This window comes from Rouxiella sp. S1S-2 (assembly GCF_009208105.1).
In the GTDB taxonomy this organism is placed as follows: domain Bacteria; phylum Pseudomonadota; class Gammaproteobacteria; order Enterobacterales; family Enterobacteriaceae; genus Rouxiella.
In genome coordinates this window covers 4,549,036-4,568,967 of the sequence record NZ_WFKL01000001.1, presented here as the reverse complement: position 1 = coordinate 4,568,967, position 19,932 = coordinate 4,549,036, and the positions used below count along the sequence as shown (strand labels likewise).

Here is a 19,932-nt window from a genome sequence, read left to right as displayed (position 1 = left end):
AATGACGTTCCCTCGATTCTAAAGGCTTTCGTCGGAGATTGCTGTGAGTTGATGCACCGGATGATGAGGTTTTCCGGCTAAATATTGAGTACGGAAAAGGCTAAACAGTGCTGACATGCTCTCAGATGCCTGAATATCACCTGATTTCTCGAGCAAGGCCGCGGCAACTTCTACCGTGCAGTGCTGATCTTCACGCGGTGACTCACGTAGTACATAGCTCGATTTTGCGCTGACATCGAGTGAAAAAACCGGCAGTCCATCAAGGTAAGGACTTTTACGAAACATTTTGCGCGCTTCATTCCAGGTGCCATCAAGCATGATAAACAGCGGCGGTTTGGCGTGGGTCGGCAATTCGGTAAATACCTGACGCGGTGCGTGCGCAAATGAGGCGGGAAACACCACATAAGGCTGGCGAGTCGGGTCTGCAATGGCCGCCAGCAGCGCAGGGTCAACCTCGGTGCGCGACCACATAAAAGCTTGAGTATCCGGCAAAATATCGGCAATTAACCGGCCCGTGTTGCTAGGTTTTAGCGGCTCGGTGTCGAACATCACCAGACAGAAACGGCTGTTTGCGCGCTGCGGCTTAACGTGGCTGCACAGGCAGTTGCGTTTGGGCAGCAGACAAGACTGACAGCGGATCACGCGGGAGCCACGGGCCAGATAGGGGCGGGTAGATTTTGCGAGGCGCTGGGCACGCAATCGCAGTACGGCATTTTCCGGCATTGGAAATCCTGCAACGGTAAATCGGGCTATTGTAATCCGATGTGCCGCACATCGATAGTGCCAGAGTAAGGTCGATAAACGTTGAGATAAAAAATGCGAGGCGTCGTGGATAAATCAACTGGCCCCTCGACAATGCAGGGGCCGACAACGTCGTTATGCGTTACAATGATTCATTGAGCCATTGATTGAACGGAGCCTTAGGCATGGCGCCGCTCAGCTGATCAACCATTTTTCCTTGGTTAAACACCATAATGGTCGGAATACTGCGGATACGGAAACGCGCACCAAGCTCAGGTTCAGCCTCGGTATTCACTTTGATAAAACGGACTTTACCCGCGCGTTCTCCCGCCACGTCTTCAAAAATTGGCGCGAAGTTAACGCAGGGACCGCACCAAGGCGCCCAGAAATCGATGACAACCGGCAAGTCATCCTGCAGGTATTTATCGAGCGTCGCGGCGGTTGCGTGTACAACCTCACCCTGGAACAGGGGTTGACCACAGCGACCACATTTGGCTCCGTCGTCAATACGGTCTTCAGGTAAGCGGTTGGTCGCCTGACATGATGAACAAATCGTATTAATAGTCATAGTCTAGCCTCTGTCATTAAGACCGTATCCCGCCCCGAAAATATTGCGGGTGTTGAGGATACGAAGAAATACGGACGATTATGCGGTTTGGTGACGAGGTGAACAATGCGATTTACCCAATGAATACGATAGTTTTTAGCTTTTGGTCCAAAGCAAGTGGCTTACCACTCAGACATCAGGTAATCTTCGCGCCCAGCGCGTAGGTGGAGAAAATAATGAACGATTCATTCAGTGGCAAGAACGGCAAAGTCAAAGTGATGTACGTCCGCAGTGACGACGACGGCGATAACCGAAATAAAGATCAACGTCCTTCTAACAATAAAGGACGTCCAGGTGATAAAGCTCGCCCGGGTTCCCGTCCCTTTGAAGGTCGCAATAACGAGCGTCGCGGTAGCGATTCCCGTGGCAGTGACTCGCGTGGTCCGGATGCACGCCGCGGTGACTCACGTCCCGCCCGACCCGCTAGCCGACCAGGCCGTGATACTGAAGGCTCAGGTTCATCTTCACCGTGGGAAAATTCCTCACCGTGGAAAACGGTTTCCCGTGCACCTGATGATGAATCAGTGCCGGACCACGGTGGCATCAGCGGTAAAAGCTTTATCGATCCTGAGCAGCTGCGTCGTCAGCGTCAGGAAGAGACCCGCGTTTACGGCGAAAATGCCTGTCAGGCGCTGTTCGCAAGCCGTCCGGACTCAATCGTCCGTGCCTGGTTTGTGCAGTCTGTTACGCCGCGTTTTCGTGAAGCGCTGCGTTGGATGGCAGCTAACCGTAAAGCGTATCATGTGGTTGAAGACGATGAGCTGGCGAAAGCTTCCGGCACTGAACACCACGGCGGTGTGTGCTTCCTGATTAAAAAACGTCAGGGTCTGGACGCAGAGACTTATCTGCAAACTGCTCCAGCAAAAGACTGTGTCCTGGCGTTGGAAAACGTCGGCAACCCGCACAACCTCGGCGGTATCATGCGTACCTGTGCGCACTTTGGTATCAATGGGATGCTGGTGCAGGATCCAGCCCAGCTGGAATCTGGTGCCGCAGTTCGTACCGCTGAAGGCGGCGCAGAACATGTTAAAGCGATCATTGCCGATAACTTTATCGATGTACTGGCCAACTTCCGTAATGCGGGTTACACCATCGTCACCACTTCCAGCCATAAAGGCACCGCACTCGGTAAAGCCGAACTGCCGGCCAAAATGGTGCTGGTATTGGGTGAAGAAAGTGATGGTTTGTCCGACAGCGCATGGCAGCAGGGCGATTTGAACGTTTCTATCGGTGGCACCGGTAAGGTTGAAAGCCTTAACGTTTCCGTCGCGACCGGCATTTTGCTAGGTGAATGGTGGCGTCAGAATCAAGGCTAATTTCTGCAGTTTGCAGCAATAACCCTGCTTCAATAGTTCTGCTTAAAACGGACGCATATTGCGTCCGTTTTTGTTATCTACTATTGCCCTTGTGCCACCGCCTTAGGCAATGATAGCCCCTGCTGCTGACGATATTCGCCGGGCGTAATGCCTTGAAAACGTTTAAATGCCCTGCCTAAAGTAATCGCCGAGTCATAACCGACGCGTTCTGCAATGGTAGTAAGTGTTAACTGGGGATGACGTAGCAGACAGCGCGCTCGATACATGCGCCACTGGCTCAGATAGTCTCCAGGCGTGTCTCCTGTTACTGCTTTGAAATGAACGGCAAAAGATGATCGTGACATTCCCGCCTGCGAAGCCAGTGACTGCAGGCTCCAGGGGTAAGCGATGTCATGATGTATTTTTTGTATTACCCCGCTCAGTTTTGCGTCCGACAGCGCGGCAATCCATCCCCTACGAGTCTGCTCACGTAAACAGTGCGCCCGTATAGCCTGCACAAAAAGCACGTCTGCGAGCCTGCTTATCACGATTCTCGAACCAAGATTTTTCTCAATCGTTTCTAATGCCAGCAGTTTTAGTGTTGCTTCCAACAGCGGTGAGCGAGTGGCATCGGCAGGGATCGTCACTACCGCAGGCAGTAGTGAAAGCAGCGGTTCGGCGCCTGAGCTATCAAACGTCAAATAGCCACAAAGCATGTCCGCAGGCTCGCCAGTTCCCCCAAAATACCCTTCTTCTCCAGCATTGTCGGCAAAGACCTCCTCGCACCAGCGCGTTGGGCTGGTGGGGGTATCTCGAAGTGAAAATGGCGTATGGGGCTGAACGATAAAACCTTCGCCTTTTTGCAGGAAAATAGGATCTGCATCGCCGTCAGTCACTAGCCAGGCCGAACCTTTATTCATAAAGCCAAAACGGATAGAAGCACTTTTAACAAAGCTCACGCCCCATGGCGCACGCGGCGTGAGGCGAGAGTAGAGCGCGCTTTGCAGGCGCATGGCGGCGAATACGTCGTCGAGAGGATCCATATCAAACTCGCTAATGTGGATGATGAGTCAGTAAAAATACTCTTTCAGTCATTCAACGTCCAGGTGTTGGGCATTAAGGTAGGGCAACACTTTAAGCAGGATGAAAGGAAATCGTTATGCAAAGCTATCGCCTTACGCATTTTGGTCGTATTGAAGGGCTGCACTTGGTCAATGAGGCGCGCCCGGTTCCCGGACGCAATCAGGTATTAATTCGCGTTTGCGCCTGCAGCCTGAACTACCGGGACCTGGCTATTTTACACGGCACCGGAACGCTTTCTCCAAAACCGGGTCTGATCCCGCTGTCGGACGGCGTTGGAGAAGTGGTCGATGTTGGGGAGAGCGTGAGTCTATTTTCCGTCGGCTGTCGCGTTGCGGGTAGCTTTTTTCCCTACTGGTTTGCGGGTCCGCTGGATACCGCCGCGGGCAGAGGTGCGTATGGTACACAGGCCGACGGTTGGTTGACCGAGTATAAAGTGGTTGATGAAGAGGCGCTGGTGTCGATTCCTGATTACCTGTCTTGGGAACAGGCGGCAGCTCTACCTTGTGCGGCGGTCACAGCCTGGAACAGTCTGCAAAAATCGCGTCCGCTGCAGCCGGGCGAAACGGTGCTGACGCAGGGTACCGGCGGCGTTGCTCTGTTCGCCGTGCAGTTTGCCAAATTGATGGGCGCACGAGTCATTGCGCTGACCTCGAACGATGAAAAGGCCCAGATTTTGACCTCATTGGGCGCCGATAGCGTCATTAATTATCGCCAATATCCTGAGTGGGCGATCAAGGTGCGGGAATTAACTCAGGGAGCGGGTGTGGCGAGAGTGGTTGAAATTGGCGGGCCGGGTACCCTGAACCAGTCACTGTTGTCCTGTGAGGCCGGTGGAGAAATTGCGCTGCTGGGATTCGTCGCCAATGGAGGGCCGTCCGTCGATTTTATGACGCTGTTTAAAAGTGGGGCGACGGTGCGGCCTTTTAGCGTCGGCAGCCGAGAAGACTTTATTGCCATGAACCGTGCGCTGAGTTTTAGCGAGCTTCAGCCGGTCATTGATCGCGTCTTCACTTTTGAACAGGCGATAGAGGCGTGGCGCTACTTCGACAGCCGCCAGCAAATTGGTAAGGTGATTATCTCGATGGTTTGAATCAGCCATTAAAAAACGGACGTCTTAGACGTCCGTTTTTGTATTTCAGCGAAAGCACCCGCGCTAGTGCGCACCGCCTCCATCACCGCCTGCGGTAAACGGTGCACGAGCAAACCACACCAGAATCAGCAACAGAATGAACACACCGCCCGCTGCCCAGAAGACCTCATTGGCGGAGATGATAAGCCCCTGATTGGTTATCTCTCGGGCTATCCAGCCTGAGGCCTGCTGGTGGCTCATTCCCAAGCCTTGCAGCTGGGCATAAGTCTGCTGGGTTGCAGGATCAAATGGCGTAATGCTCTCCGTCAGATGCGCGTGATGCAGTGATTCCCGGTTACTCCACATGGTGGTGGTTATTGATGTACCAATCGAACCGGCCAGCGTACGGGTAAAGTTGGACAGGCTCGATGCCGCCGCCATTCGAGAGGGAGGAAGCCCCGACAATATGATGGTTATCAGTGGCATGAAGAAGCAGCCTACGGCAAAGCCCTGCACAAACTGCGGCCATGCCGATGCACCAAAGTCCATTCCCGGTTCAAACGTGTAAGCACGCCAATAAAAGCACACTGCATACATAATGAAGCTGAAGGTCACCAGCCAGCGCATGTCCAGCCGGTGGGCAAATTTACCGATAATCGGCGACATCAGAACCGGCAGTATCCCGACCGGTGCCGACGCCAGACCCGCCCAGGTTGCGGTATAGCCAAATACCTCCTGCAATAGCTGCGGCAAAAGAACGATAGAGCCGAAGTAGAGCATGTAGGCCAGACTGATACACAGCGTACCGATAGTAAAGTTTCGCGATTTAAACAGCGATAAATCGACTATCGGGTTTTCATCCGTCAACTCCCAGACGATAAGGAACGCTATGCACACCACGGCGACAATGGTTAGGGTTATTATCTCCGGCGAGTTGAACCAGTCCAACTCTTTTCCTCGGTCGAGCATCACCTGCAAACAGCCGATCCCCAGCACCAGCAGTACCAATCCCACACTGTCGATTGGCCTGATTTGGGTCTCGGTTTCTCGACCTTTCAAGGTTCTCAGCGTCAGCAACACCACCACAATACCGATAGGAATGTTGATAAAGAAGATCCATCCCCAGTGATAGTTGTCGCTGATATAGCCGCCCAGGATCGGGCCGCATATCGGCGCCACGATGACCGTCATCGACCACAGCGCCAGTGCGGTACTTCGCTTGGCGGGAGGGTAGTTGTTTAGCAGCAAACTTTGCGACAGTGGAATAAGCGGACCGGCCACCAACCCCTGAATAACGCGGAAGAAAATAAGCATTTCGAGGCTGTTTGAGATACCGCACAGCCAAGACGCGAGGGCAAATAGCCCCGTCGCCCACAGAAATAGCCTGACTTCACCGACACGCTTTGCCAGCCAGCCGGTGATGGGGATCGAGATGGCGTTGGCCACCCCAAACGAGGTAATGACCCAAGTACCCTGAGAGTTTGATGCCCCCAGGTTACCGGCGATCGTCGGGATCGCCACGTTGGCAATCGTCGAGTCCAACACCTGCATAAAGGTGGCCATAGCCAGCGCCACCGTCATCCAGGCGAGTGGCGCGCCTTCCAGCGGTTTTCTAGCAGCCACGATGACCTCCGAAGCACTCAGCCTGCATTAGCATGGATAACGTCATTAATAATGGCGTCAACCGGAGCCAGATTTAAGGTCAGCGCAGATGTCTGATAAAGCGGCGTTGTACGGACTTTATCTGACAAGATCAGGCCATCAAGATTTTGAGTATCTACCGTGACCAGCGTTGAAAGCCCGATGCGCAGCGGATGCTGTTTCACTTCGTTGGCATCAAGCTCAATACGTACCGGCAGGCGCTGAACCACTTTGATCCAGTTACCGGTGGCGTTCTGTGCTGGCAGCAGGGAGAACGCGCCGCCGGTGCCCATGTCCATGCCGACTACTTTACCGTGATACACCACGTCATCGCCGTAGATATCACTGACAACGGTCGCCGATTGGCCGATGCGCATATTAGCCAACTGGGTCTCTTTAAAGTTGGCATCTACCCACACGTTAGTCGCAGGCACAACGGCCATCAGCGCGGTGGCGGTGTTAATTTGCTGACCCACCTGCACGCTGCGGCGCGAAACATAGCCGTCAACCGGACTGACAATTTTGGTACGCTGCAACGCTAACCAGGCATCACGAACCTGCGCGGCGGCCTGTAAAACCTGCGGCTGTTGGTCAACCGGGGTATTGAGGACCATCGCCTGATTGGCGTTGAGTTGCTGAACGGCAACGTCAAGCTGTGCCTTGGCGCTGTCAACGGCATCGTGGGCGTGTTGTAACTCTTCACGACCAATAGCGTCCACTTGTCCTAGCACCACGCGACGTTTCAGGTCAGCTTGCACCTGATTGAGCTGTGTCTGACGCAGCATCACATTGGCCTGATACTGCTTGCTGTTGATAATCAGCTGATGCGTTTGACGCACACTGTTGGCCAGCGCGGTCTTGGATCGTTCGAATGCCTGCTCGGCGTCCGTCGGATCGAGAACCACCAGCGTATCGCCTTTTTTAACGAAATCGGTACTGTCGAAATTGACGTCGGTGACGCTGCCTGAAACCTGCGCCATAATCTGCACCTGGTTACCCGCGACATAGGCATCGTCGGTATCCTGGAAGTGACGCAATACCAAAAACCAGTAGATCAAATAGGCAATGGCTATAATGACAAAAATGCCGGTCAAGACGAGCAACGCCACTTTCCGCGATCTCTTTTTCTTATTAACAGGTGGCGGGGTCGGCTGTTGAACTTCCGCGTTTGCGCTCATGATTTTCTCCACGCTGGGTCTTGTTATTATGCTTTAGTGTCCGCTGCAGGGGCCTGATAACCGCCACCCAACGCACGAATTAAACCGATTTTCGCCTGCAATACATTGCTGGCGGCGGTCAGTGCAGCCTGCTGCTGTTGCAATAATGCAGCCTGGCTGGTGAGGAGCTGATCGCGTCCGATAGTGCCAGCGGAATAACGAGCACTGGCAACGCGATAAACGTCCTGCAGGGATTTTTCTGCTGACATCGACTGCTGCAGTTGTTGAGTCGTGCTTTTCTGCACGGTTATCGCATCGGCAGTTTGTTGAATTGCATTCAGCAACGTCTGGTTGTAAGACTCTACTGATTGGTCATACAGCGCTGATTCTTCACCCAACTTGCTGCGCAGTGCGCCCGCGTGGAATATTGGCAGGGATATCGCCGGTGCGAGGTTCCACGCCTGGCTCGCGGCTTCAAGCAGGTTCGGATGGGTATTGCCGTAGTTTGTGGTGCTTAAACCGGCAAAAGCGCTGATCGACAGGCTCGGATAGAAATCTTTTTTCGCGGCGGCAATGCGCTGCGAATAGGATTCAACCAGTTCACGCTGCGCCACGATATCCGGACGTTTGCCGAGAATATCAATCGTCAACTCACCTTTAGGTGCCAGCACGTCGTCACCCGGCAGCGCGACAGGACGCAGCTGATTCATCGCATCCGGACCCTTGCCAGCCAACGCGGCCAACTGATGCTTCTGTTGATCAATTTGCGACTGCAGTTCAATAATCTGCTGTTTGGCGCCGTCGGCCTGAGCCTGCGTCTGTTGCGGAATATCAATCCCGTAGACGCCGGCCTGATACTGCGCTTTACGCAGATCGGCTAAACGCTGGTTGTTGTCGACCTCCTGCTGCAGAACCTTTTGTACTGCATAGTTGGCCTGCAGTTGGTAATAGGTCGCCACAACCGAACTCGACAGAGACAGTGCCGCCTGCGCCTGTTCTGCACGCGCCGAATCTACCTGAGCCTTCGCGGCATTGACCTGATTGCGATATTTACCCCACCAGTCAAATTCGTAGCTGAGGTTTAGCCCCAAATTGTTGGTGGTTTCATACACCGGGCTGGCCGGAAATCCGCCGAGGAACGGCTGATAGGTGTTCTGGGAGATCTTTTGACGGTTGCTTGAGGCATTCAAGTCAACATAAGGACCGTTGGCTGCATTGGTTTCGCCGACAACGCTTTGAGCTTCGCGCACGCGCGCGGCTGCCTGGCGTAAAGACGGCGAATTTTGCAGAGTTTCGGTCATTAAACTGTCGAGTTGCGAGTCGTGAAGACCCCGCCACCACTGTGGGCTGATAGCCAAAGAGCTGACTTTGGGTTGTGTCAGATTCAACTGCTGGTTATCCAGCAGCGTGGACTGAGGCGCAATATTATTGCTGGAGGCACAACCCGCCAATAATAAGACAGCAAACAGCGGCGTAAATCTCCAGCTGACGTGAAGAGACATGGGTTAATTACCTGAACAAATAATCGGTTATGAAATCGAGTTAGCGTCCATCTGGTCGAGGCGAGTCAACAGTTTGCGCGTAAGCGTTTCCAACTGTTTTTGTTCTTCGATGTCCAAAGTAGACCAGAGTAAATGCAAACTTTTGTGCTGAGGTGGCAACAGTTGCTGAATAAACGCTTCGCCGTCTGCAGTCAGGTGCAAGTGCAGGCAACGACGGTCGTTATCGCTCTCACGTCTTTCAATCCATCCGCGTTTTTCTAACTCATCGGCAATACGCGTCGCATTGGTGCGAGACGACCCCAGCGCAGCACTCAGTTCAGAAGGCTGGATACTGTGCGATTCCCGAGCATCGAGCGTGATCAGCGCCATAAACAGCGTTTCGTTGATCCCTTGCGCTTTCAGCATTTTGTTTCTGTTTTCCAGCAGCTTACTGTGCATGTGCATACACAGTCTGGTGAGCAGGATTTCCTGATAAGGGAAGTCTTTCTGCTTTTTAGCGCGGAAATTTAACATGTGTTCAATAGGTGCGAATGAACTTTCCATCGTGAGAAACCTCATTAGTTACAATTGAGATAGTAACCAGTGTAATTAATAATGTAAATGTTATAAGCCATTAAATAGTTAGCTATTCGTGTGGTCTCATAACGGTTAAAGGTGAAGAATTTTTTCATGGCGAACAGAATTAAGTGTCAGCACGGGTAAAACATTTTGACGCCGCCCAATCGATTGCGCAGCACACAATGCTTGGTGGGCAACGGCATAAATTAAAGTGGAGAAAAGCAGACGATTACGTAGGGGAGAATCTGTGACTGCCACACAAGGCCCAGAAACGAAAGCGACGGGCAGAGCACCAAGGATGCCTGGCACGCTGTTTAATACGCTTTGTGCCAAGGAGTAAACACCCGGCGCTGATTGATTTTCTTGGGTTGTGTCACTGTACATAAGAGGTTTGTTGCTAAATAAAAGCAAAATGTTTCGTTAGCGTATAATTTATGGAAAAAATAATATCAGACTGTTAGTAATCTTTATACCCTTTGGTTCAAAAAAAATATCGAGCATAATTATTCGCATGCTAATAAGGGGCGTGACCATCACGCCCCTTATGCTGTTTTAGACGATTTTATGCTTGTGCCCGAAGAGCCAGATAACCAGATTGATTAGGCAAAACGCCGCGCCAGCCGCACAGACGCCATTCCATCCGGCCATTTCAAAGGCTGATGCCGAGACCAGCGAACCCACCGCACCGCCGATAAAATAAGTGGTCATGTAGCCCGCCGTCAGTCGGTTACGCGCTTCCGGCATCGATTTATAAATCACACTCTGATTAGTGATATGCACGCCCTGAACGCACAGGTCGAGCACGATGATGCCGACAATAAGAGAAATGACCGAGTGCTGACCGTAAACAATAGCTATCCAGGAGAACAGCAGCAGAATAAGTCCGCCGGTAGTGGTCAAATGGGCTTTACCTTTATCGGCAAGATGTCCGGCGCGGGTGGCGGCAAGCGCACCAGCCGCCCCGACTAAACCAAATAGTCCAATCACGCCCTCGGAATAGCCAAAGTTAGGCCCTGCTAGCAGGAAAGCCATCGACGTCCAGATAATGCTGAAATTGGCAAAAATGAACATTCCAAGCAGGGCGCGAGTGCGCAATACCGGCGTGAAGAAGAACAGGGTGAAAATCGATTTCATCAGTTGGAGGTAGTTCAGATGCGTTTCCTGCTTGTGGCGAGGCAGCGCGCGCCACAGTATCAGCGCCATGACCACCATCAGCACGCTGGCAACCCAATAAACCGTGCGCCAGCCACCAAGCGTGGCCAGCAGACCTGCCACGGTCCTTGCCAGCAGAATACCCAGCAGCAGGCCGGACATGATCATGCCCACGATTTTACCTCGGCGCTCCGGTTCAGCGAGGGTCGCCGCCAGTGGCACCAAGACCTGAGCCACCACGGAAAAGAGTCCGGTCAGCGCAGTGCCTGCCAGCATCATCGTAATCGACGTTGAATTGGCGGTAATCAGCAGTCCGGCGGCCGACAGCAGGGTCATCACCACGATCATCGTTCGACGTTCGAACATATCGCCGAGCGGCACTAAAAACAGTAAACCGAACGCATAGCCGAGCTGGGCGGTCGTGACAATAAATCCGGCCTGATTGACCGACAGATGAAAGGCGCGGGCGATGGTTTCCAGCAACGGTTGGGCATAATAGTTGCTAGCGGCGGCCAGTCCGGTGGCAACGGCCATCAGCAGGATAAGACCCGGACTAAGCACCGGAGCGGACTTTTGCGCAGCTGTGTGAGCTGAAGTTGTCATGAGGTTCATTTCTTTTAAAGGAGAAGATTTAGGGGATTACGGGGTGAGTATCTGTTAATTAAAAGTAATAAACCAATGTATAATTACCATCCCAACTATCTCATTTTGAGATGACTAAATGAACCTAAAGCAGATCCGCTTTGCGCTGGCCGTTGCTCAGGAACAGAATTTCACACGGGCCGCAAAACGTTGTCATACCGTGCAATCCGCATTGAGTCACCAGATAGCCAAGCTTGAAGAGGAGTTAGGCAGTCAGCTATTCGAACGTACCTCAAGAAAGGTCGAGCTTACCGCCGCCGGGCGAGCATTTTTGGTGCCAGCCGAGCAGTGGCTGGCCGCGCATAATCATTTGCTGGATACCATGGAAGCGCTGAAAGGGGAGCTTGGCGGCACCCTAACGGTAGGAACCATATCAACGCTGAATACGATTGATCTTATTGGGCAGCTCGCGCGTTTTAATCAGCGCTATCCTTTGGTGAATATTCGCTTGTACGTCGCGATGAGTGAAAAACTGGTGGAGGACATTCAGCAATCGCGAACCGATGTTGCCTTTGTGGGTCTGTGGCCCGGTGACAAGGAGAGGCTGGCGATGCCACATAAGCTGTTGAGTGACGAACCGCTGGTGGCGATAGTGAGCCGAGAACACCCGTTTGCCGGTCGTGAGCGCCTGCGTTTATCTGAGCTCTCTCAGGTGCCTCTGGTCGATTTTTATCAGGGTTCCGGTGCCAGAAGGCAAACCGACAAAGCTTTTTTGGCCGAGGGCGTGACGCGGCATGTCAGTTTTGAAATTGACCATATTGAGTGGTTGGAAAATATCGTGCGTAAATCGCTGGCAGCGGGCATTGTGCCACTATCGACGGCTGAACATGCCAAGGGATTGGTATCTGTCCCGATTGACAGTGCGATTCGACGTCAGGTGTTTTGCGTTTGGCAACATAGCCTGTCAGCGGTCGCCGAGCGGTTCATGGCTTTCTCTCAGGATGAGGGTAGAGTCAGCGCCTAGTTGGCCGGATGCTGCATAAAAAAGGGGTAACAGAAAGACCTGTCACCCCGTATTCAACCATCAGATGATGTTAAGTCTTATTTTGCTGCCGCAGCGGCTTCTTTCACCCAACCGTCAAACGTAGCCTGGTGGGCTTTGATCCAGCCGTTAGTCTGCGCTTCAATGTCTGCTTCAGAACTTTGACCGTTGTGCATCGCGGCGTTTTGCGCATTGATGTCTGCCAGCGGCAGTTTCATGATAGCAAACAGCTTGGCAGCAGCCGGGTTAGCCTGTGCCCATTTCAGGTTAGCGACAATGTGCATCGTGCTCACCGGGAAGCCATAGTTTTTGCCGTTAGGCAGTTTGGTATCGGCATCTTTCTGACCCGGGATCACCGAGAATGGCACCTGCAGCCAGACGGTGTCTTTACCCGGGATAAGCACATTACTCACCCAGTAAGGCGTCCAAGTGTAATACAGGATCGGTTTGCCTTCTTTATAGCGAGTAATGGTGTCGGCAATCATCGCCGAGTAGTTACCCTGATTGTGCTGCACGGTATCGGTCAAACCGTAGTCTTTAATTTGCTCGTTCAGCGCCGTTTCACAACCCCAGCCCGGCGTACAGCCGGTCAGATCGGCTTTACCGTCGTTGTTGGTATCAAACAGCTTGGCGATTTTTGGGTCTTTTAGCTGTGCAATATTGGTGATGTGGTATTTATCGGCGGTTTTCTTGTCGATCAAATAGCCCTGAGCCGCACCGGTTACGTAGGTGCCTTCACGATAGAACTTTTTGCTGCCACCGGCGGCATCGTACATGTTGTCGTGCAGCGGCTTCCAGTTGGCGGCCATAAAGGTGCCATCACCTTCAGCGATGGTGGTGTAGCCAACGTTGTAGTCAACTTCACGAATAGGCTGAACGGTGTAACCGAGTTTTTCGAGCGCCTTGTCAACCAGCAGCGTTTGGAAGGTCTCTTCACTGATGGTGCTCTGGATTGGCGTCACGGTCACGCCTTTACCCGGCAGATCGGCCGCAAAGGTGGACGCCGCGGTGAAGGTCGTCAGGGCGGCAACCGCCCAGAGGGATTTCTTGTTCATCATGGTTGATTCCTTTTTTATTTTTTGGCCGCAGCCGTTGCGGTGTTAATCCAACCGTCAAAGGTTGCCTGATGCGCCTTGACCCAGCCGTCGACCTGCTGCTGGATATCCTCGGCCGAGGATTCGCCGTTGTGCATGCGCATGTTTTGGGCATTAACGTCGGCCAGAGGCAATTTCATGATGGCAAACAGTTTTGCCGCCGCTGGATTGGCCGCTGCCCACTGCTTGTTGGCAACAATGTGTTCTTCATTCACCGGGAAACCGTAGTTCTTGCCGTTAGGCAGGGTGGTATCGAGGTTTTTCTGAGAGCCCGGGTTGGCCGAGAACGGCACCGTTAGCCAGACCACGTCTTTACCCGGTTTCAACACGTTGCTGACCCAGTAAGGCGTCCAGGTGTAGTAAAGCACCGGTTTGCCCTGTTTATAGCGGGCCAGCGTATCGGCCATAATTGCCGCATAGTTGCCTGAGTTTTGCTTAACCGTATTGGCCAGGCCGTAGGCTTTAATTTGAGTATCAATCACTTCGCCACAGCCCCAGCCCGGCTCGCAGCCGACCATGTCGGCCTTGCCGTCGCCGTCGGCATCAAACAGTTTGGCGAGCTGCGGATCTTTTAACTGCGACAGGTCGTGAATGTGGTACTTATCGGCCGTTTTCTTGTCGATGAGGTAGCCCTGGGCGGCACCGGTAATGAACGTGCCCTGACGGTAAAACTTCTTATCACCGCCGGCGGCATTAAACATGTCGGTTTGCAGCGGATCCCAGTTCACCGCCATGTAGGTCGAGTCACCGCTGGCTATCGCGGTGTAGGCCACGTTGTAATCGACTTCACTTGTTTGCTGAACGTCATAGCCCAGTTTGGTCAGCGCGCGGTTAACCAGCTCAGTCTGAAACGATTCTTCAGCGAGGGTGCTTTGCAGCGGTTTAACCACCACGCCTTTGCCTGGAAGATCTGCCGCCATCGCCTGCGAACCTACCAGTGCTGTGAAAGCCAGGGCGACCATGCCACCATTGCATAATTTAGGGGGGTTATTCATCGGTATGTTCCTCAAGCTTTTTTAATAAAAGGTTTGGTTAACAGACCGATAGGACCATGCGCATACCAACGGGTAATGCCTTTGCTGCGACGGTCACGGCCTAATGCCTGTGTCAGACGGTCGAGAATAATGGCGAGAATAACGATACCCACCCCGCCAATTGACGCCAGACCCATGTCCAGACGGCCAATCCCGCGCAGTACCATCTGACCCAAACCGCCGACCGCAATCATCGAGGCAATCACCACCATCGACAGCGCCAGCATCAGCGTCTGGTTAATACCGGCCATGATGGTCGGCATTGCCAGCGGCAGCTGAACTTTAAACAACAGCTGGCTTGGGCTGGAGCCGAACGACTCGGCGGCTTCAATCAGGTCTTCCGGTACCTGATTGATACCCAAAATCGTCAGACGCACAATAGGCGGCAGAGCGAAGATGATGGTGACCACTACGCCCGGAACGTTACCGATACCAAACAGCATCACGATAGGCACCAGATAAACGAACGCTGGCGTCGTCTGCATGGCATCGAGCAGGGGACGAATAATTTTGGCTGCACCTTTGCTGCGGGCCAACCATATGCCGAGCGGCAGTCCTATCAACACGCAGAAGAACAGCGAGGTGAGCACCAGCGCCAGCGTGACCATCGCCTGTGACCAGGCACCAATCGCGCCGATAATCACCAGCGACACCAGCGTGGTAACGCCCATGCCGACACCGGCCATTTGCCAGGCGATCAGCGCAAAGATGATGATTGCCAACGGGGCGGGCAAAGATTCAAGGCCGTGCTGGAAACCGCTCAGAACGAAATCTACCGGTACGCGGATCCCCTGAAAAACAGGACGGAAATGTGAAACCAGCGAGTCAATCCCGTAGGTGACCCAGCGGTCGAGCGGGATCAGCGTGTTGTGAAACGGATCGAGAATATTAAAATGCTGGTGCTGCTCGGGTGCCACGTTCAACCAGCTGTCGGCGCTGGGCGCACTTTGTGCCGCGGCGTGATGTGCGGCATCCGGCGTGCTGGTGGCCGCATCGCTACCGCCCCAAGGGTCACTGCTGCCTGCGCTGCTTGAAGCCGAATCAGCAGGGGCTGGGGCTTGTGTGGCGGCATCGCTGCTGCCACTGGCCCATGGATCATTGGCGTCGGCGGCCTGTGCGGCCTGCGCGTGCTGTGCGATATGAAGATTAGTCGATGAACTGGTTAACGGTTGACTCATTCTGATGTCCCCTCTTTATCCAACGCCTGAAGCAGCATGGCCTTGGAAATAATGCCAATATAGTTGTTCTCTTCGCTGACGACGGGCACCGCGCAGGGTGCGGCCGCCACCTGAGAAATCAGTTCGCTGAGCGGCATGTCTGCCGGTACCGGAGCCGGTAATTCCAGCAGGGCGCTTTCCAGCGGTTGATTCTCTTTCAGCGCACGTTTCAGAGAATCTGCCGACACAACGCCGATAAATTTCTGTCCACGCTCAAGGACATAACCATATTCGCGGTCTTCATCTTCGAGCAGCTTCAGCGCGGCACGAGGACCAAAACCCGGGGTCTTGCGGATAAGCGTCACCGGACGACGGCGGGCAATATCTTTGGCGCTGAATACCTGACTGATATCCACGCCGCGGAAGAATGTGCGCACATAGTCGTTGGCCGGATTGTTAAGGATCTCTTCCGGCGTGCCGACCTGCACCACTTCACCGCCCTGCATAATGGCGATACGGTCGCCGATGCGCATGGCTTCGTCGAGGTCGTGCGAAATAAACACGATAGTGCGCTGATGCTGAGCCTGCAGTTTTACCAACTCATCCTGCATTTCTGTACGGATCAGCGGGTCAAGCGCCGAGAACGCTTCATCCATCAGGAGAATGTCGGGGTTATTGGCCATAGCGCGAGCCAGACCCACGCGTTGACGCATACCGCCTGACAGTTCATCGGGGTAAGAGTGGGCGTAGTTTTCCAGACCGACTTGGCGCAGGGCATCAAGCGCCTTGGCGTTACGCTCACCTGTGGGTACACCGGCCAGCTCCATACCAAAGGCGGTATTATTGAGCACGGTAAGGTGTGGCATGAGGGCGAAAGACTGGAAAACCATGCTGATTTTGCTTCTGCGCACCTGGCGCAGTTTTGATTCAGATATTTTGGCAATATCTTCACCATCAATCAGCACTTCTCCACGGGTTGGTTCTATCAGACGATTGAGAAGGCGTACCATGGTGGATTTTCCGGAACCGGAAAGCCCCATGATGACAAAAATCTCGCCTTCTTCAATGGCCAGACTGGCGTTTTTCACACCAAGTGACAGACCCGTTTTCTCGAAAATCTCTTCCTTTCCTTTGCCGGAATCTATCAGCTTAAAGGCTCGCTCAGGGTGCTCGCCGAAGACTTTATATAAGTTCTTAACTTCGATTTTAATTGCCATGCAATTTTTCGTTCCCTTGGTCGTATTTTAAATACTGTTATTTGAATGCGTGCTATAGAAAATTTCCTGTAAACAGAATATCAAGCGGTCTATACCCTAACACACTAGAAATCTGAGACAAGTCTCAAGGTTCGGTGAGGGAAATTAGGATGGGTCCCATTATTATCTCAAATTATTCGCCTGAGGCCTTGTCCGTTAAGGGATATTTGCGGTTGAGGTAGGCTAATTATTATTTGTCATATTTATAACGTAAACGGAACTATTTTAGGCCGTTTTAATTGATTTTAAATAATAAAATTTACATGTTAAGTTGTTGTTTTTAATGTACTTGTGTCGCGCTATTTGATTTAATTTTTTACAGTGTAAATAACTGTAATGTGAAAATTTCAAGATATTGCGGGGATGGGCGGGAATATGCGTGTTAATAGGTCGTGTTCTGGGGATGGGAAATGCCTGGAAAGCGGGCTGTTGAGTCACTGAAATAGGTATTTTAATGCCGATTTTTTTCATGAAAATACGCCACTATTTTATGGCGTTTTCAGGAGAATTAGCTTTCCGATACAGACGTCTCGGATGGCCAATATTGCCGTACTGCATCTCAACCATTATGAACGCTGTTTCGACGCAATACTCCAGATATCGGCGGCCAGTCGTTTTACTGATGCCCACCTGCTCTACCACCTGATCTACCGACCAATTTCTCTGCGGTTCACTGATGAAAACCTGCTTCACCAGCTCCAGCGTATTGGGCTCTATGCCTTTGGCCAGCGGGGTTTCCGGCTGTTCGCTGCCGGGCAAATTAAACAGCTTGTCGAGGCTCTGCTGATCAAGCGTTTTCACCTGACGCAGGCTCTGCGCCAACTGCATAAATCGTGTCAGCGAGCTTTGTAGACGATGAAACGAAACCGGTTTGATAATGTAGTCAAAAGCGCCTGCCCGCATCGCCTGGCTGCAGGTCACCATGTCGCTGGCGGCGGTAATGAAAATTACCGAGCAATCCATGCTCTTGAGCAGCGACGTATTGATCAGTTCAATGCCTTGACCGTCGGGCAAAAAATTGTCGAGTAGCACCAGCCGCGGTCGATAAAGCTCGAGCAGCTTTTTGGCCTGCGCCAACGTCGGCGCGATGCCCACCACGCGCAGGCTAAAGTTTTGCTCGATGAATTCACGATGCAGAAGGGCGAGATGACTTTCATCCTCGACGATCAGCACGTCCATGGCGCTGTAGTTATTCATAATCGTTATTCACAGTAGAGAGTCATCTTGCTGGGCCCGGGGAGTCAACGGCGACTGCTCGGCTAAATAGGGGATAAACACCGAAAATACGGTGCCGCGTGGGCGATTGTCCGAGATTTCAATCATCCCCTGCGCCTGACGGACATAACTTGCTACCACATAAAGGCCGATGCCATGTTCGCTGCCGGTGTGCTCAGAATGGCTAACAGCCTTGCTGCTGACCCCTTGTTCAAACAGCTGCGGACGCAGATCGGCGTCAATTCCTGCTCCCCGGTCGGCAACTTCAATAATCAGCTGGTCTTTGCTTTGGGTCAAATAGAGTTCGACCGGCACGTGCGGCGCATCAACTTTAAGCGTGGCCTCCACCGCGTTATCCAAGAGGTTACCGACTATCGACATCAGCTCATTTTCACTGAGCGCAGGGGGAATTTGGCTTACCCCACAGGCAGGGTCAAAACTCAACTCAATGCCTTTTTCTTTGGCGCTGACGTATTTACCCAGTAGCAGGCCGCACAGCGCAGGTGACTGAAAACGCTGCGAAACAAAGTCCAGCACCGCCTGAGCGTCCGCCGACTGCGCCTGAATGTATTTCAGCGCCTCGTCATAGCGCTGCATTTGCAGCATTCCGGCCAGCGTGGCGGTCCAGTTGAGCTGCTCGTGGCGCATAATGCGCAGATTGTCGGCGTAGCGTGTCACCTGACTTAGTTGGCTGCTCAGGGTATTAATGTCGTTTTTATCTCGAAAACTGAACACCCAGCCGTGCAGCGCCGGTGCAGGAAGCTCAATCGGCACGCGGTTGACGATAACCTGCCGCTGATTAAAGAGCGCAATCTCGTCGTGGCGTTCACCCAAACGCTTGTCGGAGATAAAAAAGTCATCCGGCGTAGCGATAACGTCCGTGAGGTTCTGCCCAATGAGTTGCTGTTCCGGCAGCGTTAAGCCCAACAGCTCGCGCGCCGCACGATTGATGGTCAAAATATGCAGACGATCGTCAATGGCGATCACCCCCTCATAAATGGCCTCCATCAGTGCTTTCTGCTGACGCACCAGCATCGCTATCTCGCGGGGTTCGAGCCAAAACATCTGCTTCTTAAGATTCTTGCTAAACAGCCATGAGAAGCCAAACAGCGCCAGCAGTAGCAGACCGCCAAAAAACAGCGCCTGAGCCAGCTGTTTTAACGTAATTTCATCAATGTACGAGGTAAGATACCCCACGGACACAATGCCAATCACCTGATGATGGGCATCCAGAATCGGCGCTTTGCTGCGCAGCGAAACACCAATTCCACCCTGACGAATCGAAATAATGGTTTTACCGGCCAACACTTCACCGTTATCACCGCCGACCATCGGATGATTAACGCTTTGCGGCTGACTGGAATGATAAAGGTGAATCTCATGTTTATCGCCAATCACTATATAGCTGGCATCGCTGTGCTGGCTTAGCGGGTCCATCAATCGGGCGATACCGACGGTGTCGTGTGCGGCAACCCGTGTCGATAATTCGGGGATCAGCGCAATCTCGCTGGCCTGAACTTTGGCGCGATTGCCTAAATCACGGTGCATTTGCTTATCGACAATATGGAACACAAAAGTGCCGAGCAGCACCAACAGCAAGCAGGAAAAAGCCACCAGGCAGAGAAATAATTTTATTTGGAAACTCAGTTTCACTCTCATGCACCAGACCTGACTTTTTGAAGGGGCAATTCTCGGTTTTACTAAAAAAACACTAAAAATTATATGATTATTAACATTAACTCCATAA

General features: G+C 52.7%; 17 protein-coding genes. 3 read left to right on the top strand and 14 right to left on the bottom strand.

Going from position 1 to position 19,932, the window contains the following annotated elements:
* Window positions 1-18 precede the first annotated feature (18 nt).
* Both GA565_RS21015 and trxC read right to left on the bottom strand, forming a co-directional pair.
* Complete coding sequence (locus tag GA565_RS21015; protein ID WP_152200593.1) at window positions 19-723, bottom strand: tRNA-uridine aminocarboxypropyltransferase; 705 nt, start codon at window positions 721-723, stop codon at window positions 19-21.
* A gap of 160 nt (window positions 724-883) precedes the next feature.
* Window positions 884-1,303 carry a thioredoxin TrxC gene (gene trxC / locus GA565_RS21010; RefSeq protein ID WP_152201682.1) on the bottom strand — a complete coding sequence of 140 codons (420 nt, stop codon included), beginning with the start codon at window positions 1,301-1,303 and terminating at the stop codon, window positions 884-886.
* Between the two features lie 221 nt (window positions 1,304-1,524).
* On the opposite strand from trxC, the gene GA565_RS21005 reads away from it, so the two are divergent.
* A complete protein-coding gene (locus GA565_RS21005; protein WP_055776370.1) occupies window positions 1,525-2,664 on the top strand; it encodes a tRNA/rRNA methyltransferase in 1,140 nt (379 codons plus the stop codon).
* A gap of 80 nt (window positions 2,665-2,744) precedes the next feature.
* On the opposite strand, the gene GA565_RS21000 is transcribed toward GA565_RS21005, so the two are convergent.
* On the bottom strand, window positions 2,745-3,686 hold the full coding sequence (locus tag GA565_RS21000) for an AraC family transcriptional regulator (RefSeq protein ID WP_152200591.1): 942 nt from the start codon (window positions 3,684-3,686) through the stop codon (window positions 2,745-2,747).
* Window positions 3,687-3,802: 116 nt separating this feature from the next.
* Between GA565_RS21000 and GA565_RS20995 the strand changes: the two genes are divergently transcribed.
* A complete protein-coding gene (locus tag GA565_RS20995) occupies window positions 3,803-4,816 on the top strand; it encodes an NAD(P)-dependent alcohol dehydrogenase (protein ID WP_152200590.1) in 1,014 nt (337 codons plus the stop codon).
* 63 nt (window positions 4,817-4,879) lie between these two features.
* Here the strand turns inward: GA565_RS20995 and emrB are convergent, their stop codons facing one another.
* From emrB to GA565_RS20970, 5 genes are all read right to left on the bottom strand, one after another.
* Complete coding sequence (gene emrB, locus GA565_RS20990) at window positions 4,880-6,418, bottom strand: multidrug efflux MFS transporter permease subunit EmrB (protein WP_072156443.1); 1,539 nt, start codon at window positions 6,416-6,418, stop codon at window positions 4,880-4,882.
* 17 nt (window positions 6,419-6,435) lie between these two features.
* Window positions 6,436-7,614 carry a multidrug efflux MFS transporter periplasmic adaptor subunit EmrA gene (gene emrA / locus GA565_RS20985; RefSeq protein WP_152200588.1) on the bottom strand — a complete coding sequence of 393 codons (1,179 nt, stop codon included), beginning with the start codon at window positions 7,612-7,614 and terminating at the stop codon, window positions 6,436-6,438.
* Window positions 7,615-7,640: 26 nt separating this feature from the next.
* Window positions 7,641-9,095 (bottom strand): efflux transporter outer membrane subunit, encoded by a 1,455-nt coding sequence (locus GA565_RS20980; protein WP_152200586.1) that lies wholly within the window; start codon window positions 9,093-9,095, stop codon window positions 7,641-7,643.
* A gap of 27 nt (window positions 9,096-9,122) precedes the next feature.
* Complete coding sequence (gene mprA, locus GA565_RS20975; protein ID WP_055776383.1) at window positions 9,123-9,638, bottom strand: transcriptional repressor MprA; 516 nt, start codon at window positions 9,636-9,638, stop codon at window positions 9,123-9,125.
* Window positions 9,639-10,205: 567 nt separating this feature from the next.
* Window positions 10,206-11,408, bottom strand: a complete 1,203-nt coding sequence (locus GA565_RS20970) for an MFS transporter (protein ID WP_152200584.1) — start codon at window positions 11,406-11,408, stop codon at window positions 10,206-10,208.
* A 118-nt stretch (window positions 11,409-11,526) separates the two neighbouring features.
* Between GA565_RS20970 and GA565_RS20965 the strand changes: the two genes are divergently transcribed.
* Window positions 11,527-12,411: a LysR family transcriptional regulator gene (locus GA565_RS20965; protein WP_152200582.1), complete on the top strand. Its 885-nt coding sequence runs from the start codon at window positions 11,527-11,529 to the stop codon at window positions 12,409-12,411.
* A 77-nt stretch (window positions 12,412-12,488) separates the two neighbouring features.
* Here GA565_RS20965 and proX (GA565_RS20960) read toward each other — a convergent pair whose 3' ends face one another.
* The 6 genes from proX (GA565_RS20960) to GA565_RS20935 form a co-directional block, all read right to left on the bottom strand.
* The gene (gene proX, locus GA565_RS20960; RefSeq protein ID WP_152201680.1) at window positions 12,489-13,484 is read right to left on the bottom strand and encodes a glycine betaine/L-proline ABC transporter substrate-binding protein ProX; all 996 of its coding nucleotides are present in this window, start codon (window positions 13,482-13,484) and stop codon (window positions 12,489-12,491) included.
* A 17-nt stretch (window positions 13,485-13,501) separates the two neighbouring features.
* Complete coding sequence (proX, locus tag GA565_RS20955; RefSeq protein ID WP_152200580.1) at window positions 13,502-14,518, bottom strand: glycine betaine/L-proline ABC transporter substrate-binding protein ProX; 1,017 nt, start codon at window positions 14,516-14,518, stop codon at window positions 13,502-13,504.
* Window positions 14,519-14,529: 11 nt separating this feature from the next.
* A complete protein-coding gene (gene proW, locus GA565_RS20950) occupies window positions 14,530-15,735 on the bottom strand; it encodes a glycine betaine/L-proline ABC transporter permease ProW (RefSeq protein ID WP_152200579.1) in 1,206 nt (401 codons plus the stop codon).
* Complete coding sequence (proV, locus tag GA565_RS20945; protein ID WP_055776399.1) at window positions 15,732-16,931, bottom strand: glycine betaine/L-proline ABC transporter ATP-binding protein ProV; 1,200 nt, start codon at window positions 16,929-16,931, stop codon at window positions 15,732-15,734. Before proV ends, proW begins: the two co-directional genes overlap by 4 nt.
* Window positions 16,932-17,453: 522 nt before the next feature.
* Window positions 17,454-18,167, bottom strand: coding sequence for a response regulator (locus GA565_RS20940; protein WP_152200577.1), 714 nt, complete (start codon window positions 18,165-18,167; stop codon window positions 17,454-17,456).
* Window positions 18,168-18,176: 9 nt separating this feature from the next.
* Entirely contained in the window at window positions 18,177-19,844 is a 1,668-nt protein-coding gene (locus tag GA565_RS20935) for a sensor histidine kinase (protein ID WP_152200575.1), read from the bottom strand.
* Window positions 19,845-19,932 lie beyond the last annotated feature (88 nt).

Excerpts from the sequence above, each read along its gene's own strand:
- GA565_RS21015 (WP_152200593.1), bottom strand. The coding sequence starts at position 723 with ATGCCGGAAAATGCCGTACTGCGATTGCGTGCCCAGCGCCTCGCAAAA.
- GA565_RS21005 (WP_055776370.1), top strand. The coding sequence starts at position 1,525 with ATGAACGATTCATTCAGTGGCAAGAACGGCAAAGTCAAAGTGATGTAC.
- GA565_RS21000 (WP_152200591.1), bottom strand. The coding sequence starts at position 3,686 with ATGGATCCTCTCGACGACGTATTCGCCGCCATGCGCCTGCAAAGCGCG.
- GA565_RS20995 (WP_152200590.1), top strand. The coding sequence starts at position 3,803 with ATGCAAAGCTATCGCCTTACGCATTTTGGTCGTATTGAAGGGCTGCAC.
- emrA (WP_152200588.1), bottom strand. The coding sequence starts at position 7,614 with ATGAGCGCAAACGCGGAAGTTCAACAGCCGACCCCGCCACCTGTTAAT.
- GA565_RS20980 (WP_152200586.1), bottom strand. The coding sequence starts at position 9,095 with ATGTCTCTTCACGTCAGCTGGAGATTTACGCCGCTGTTTGCTGTCTTA.
- mprA (WP_055776383.1), bottom strand. The coding sequence starts at position 9,638 with ATGGAAAGTTCATTCGCACCTATTGAACACATGTTAAATTTCCGCGCT.
- GA565_RS20970 (WP_152200584.1), bottom strand. The coding sequence starts at position 11,408 with ATGACAACTTCAGCTCACACAGCTGCGCAAAAGTCCGCTCCGGTGCTT.
- GA565_RS20965 (WP_152200582.1), top strand. The coding sequence starts at position 11,527 with ATGAACCTAAAGCAGATCCGCTTTGCGCTGGCCGTTGCTCAGGAACAG.
- proX (WP_152201680.1), bottom strand. The coding sequence starts at position 13,484 with ATGAACAAGAAATCCCTCTGGGCGGTTGCCGCCCTGACGACCTTCACC.
- proX (WP_152200580.1), bottom strand. The coding sequence starts at position 14,518 with ATGAATAACCCCCCTAAATTATGCAATGGTGGCATGGTCGCCCTGGCT.
- proW (WP_152200579.1), bottom strand. The coding sequence starts at position 15,735 with ATGAGTCAACCGTTAACCAGTTCATCGACTAATCTTCATATCGCACAG.
- proV (WP_055776399.1), bottom strand. The coding sequence starts at position 16,931 with ATGGCAATTAAAATCGAAGTTAAGAACTTATATAAAGTCTTCGGCGAG.
- GA565_RS20940 (WP_152200577.1), bottom strand. The coding sequence starts at position 18,167 with ATGAATAACTACAGCGCCATGGACGTGCTGATCGTCGAGGATGAAAGT.
- GA565_RS20935 (WP_152200575.1), bottom strand. The coding sequence starts at position 19,844 with ATGAGAGTGAAACTGAGTTTCCAAATAAAATTATTTCTCTGCCTGGTG.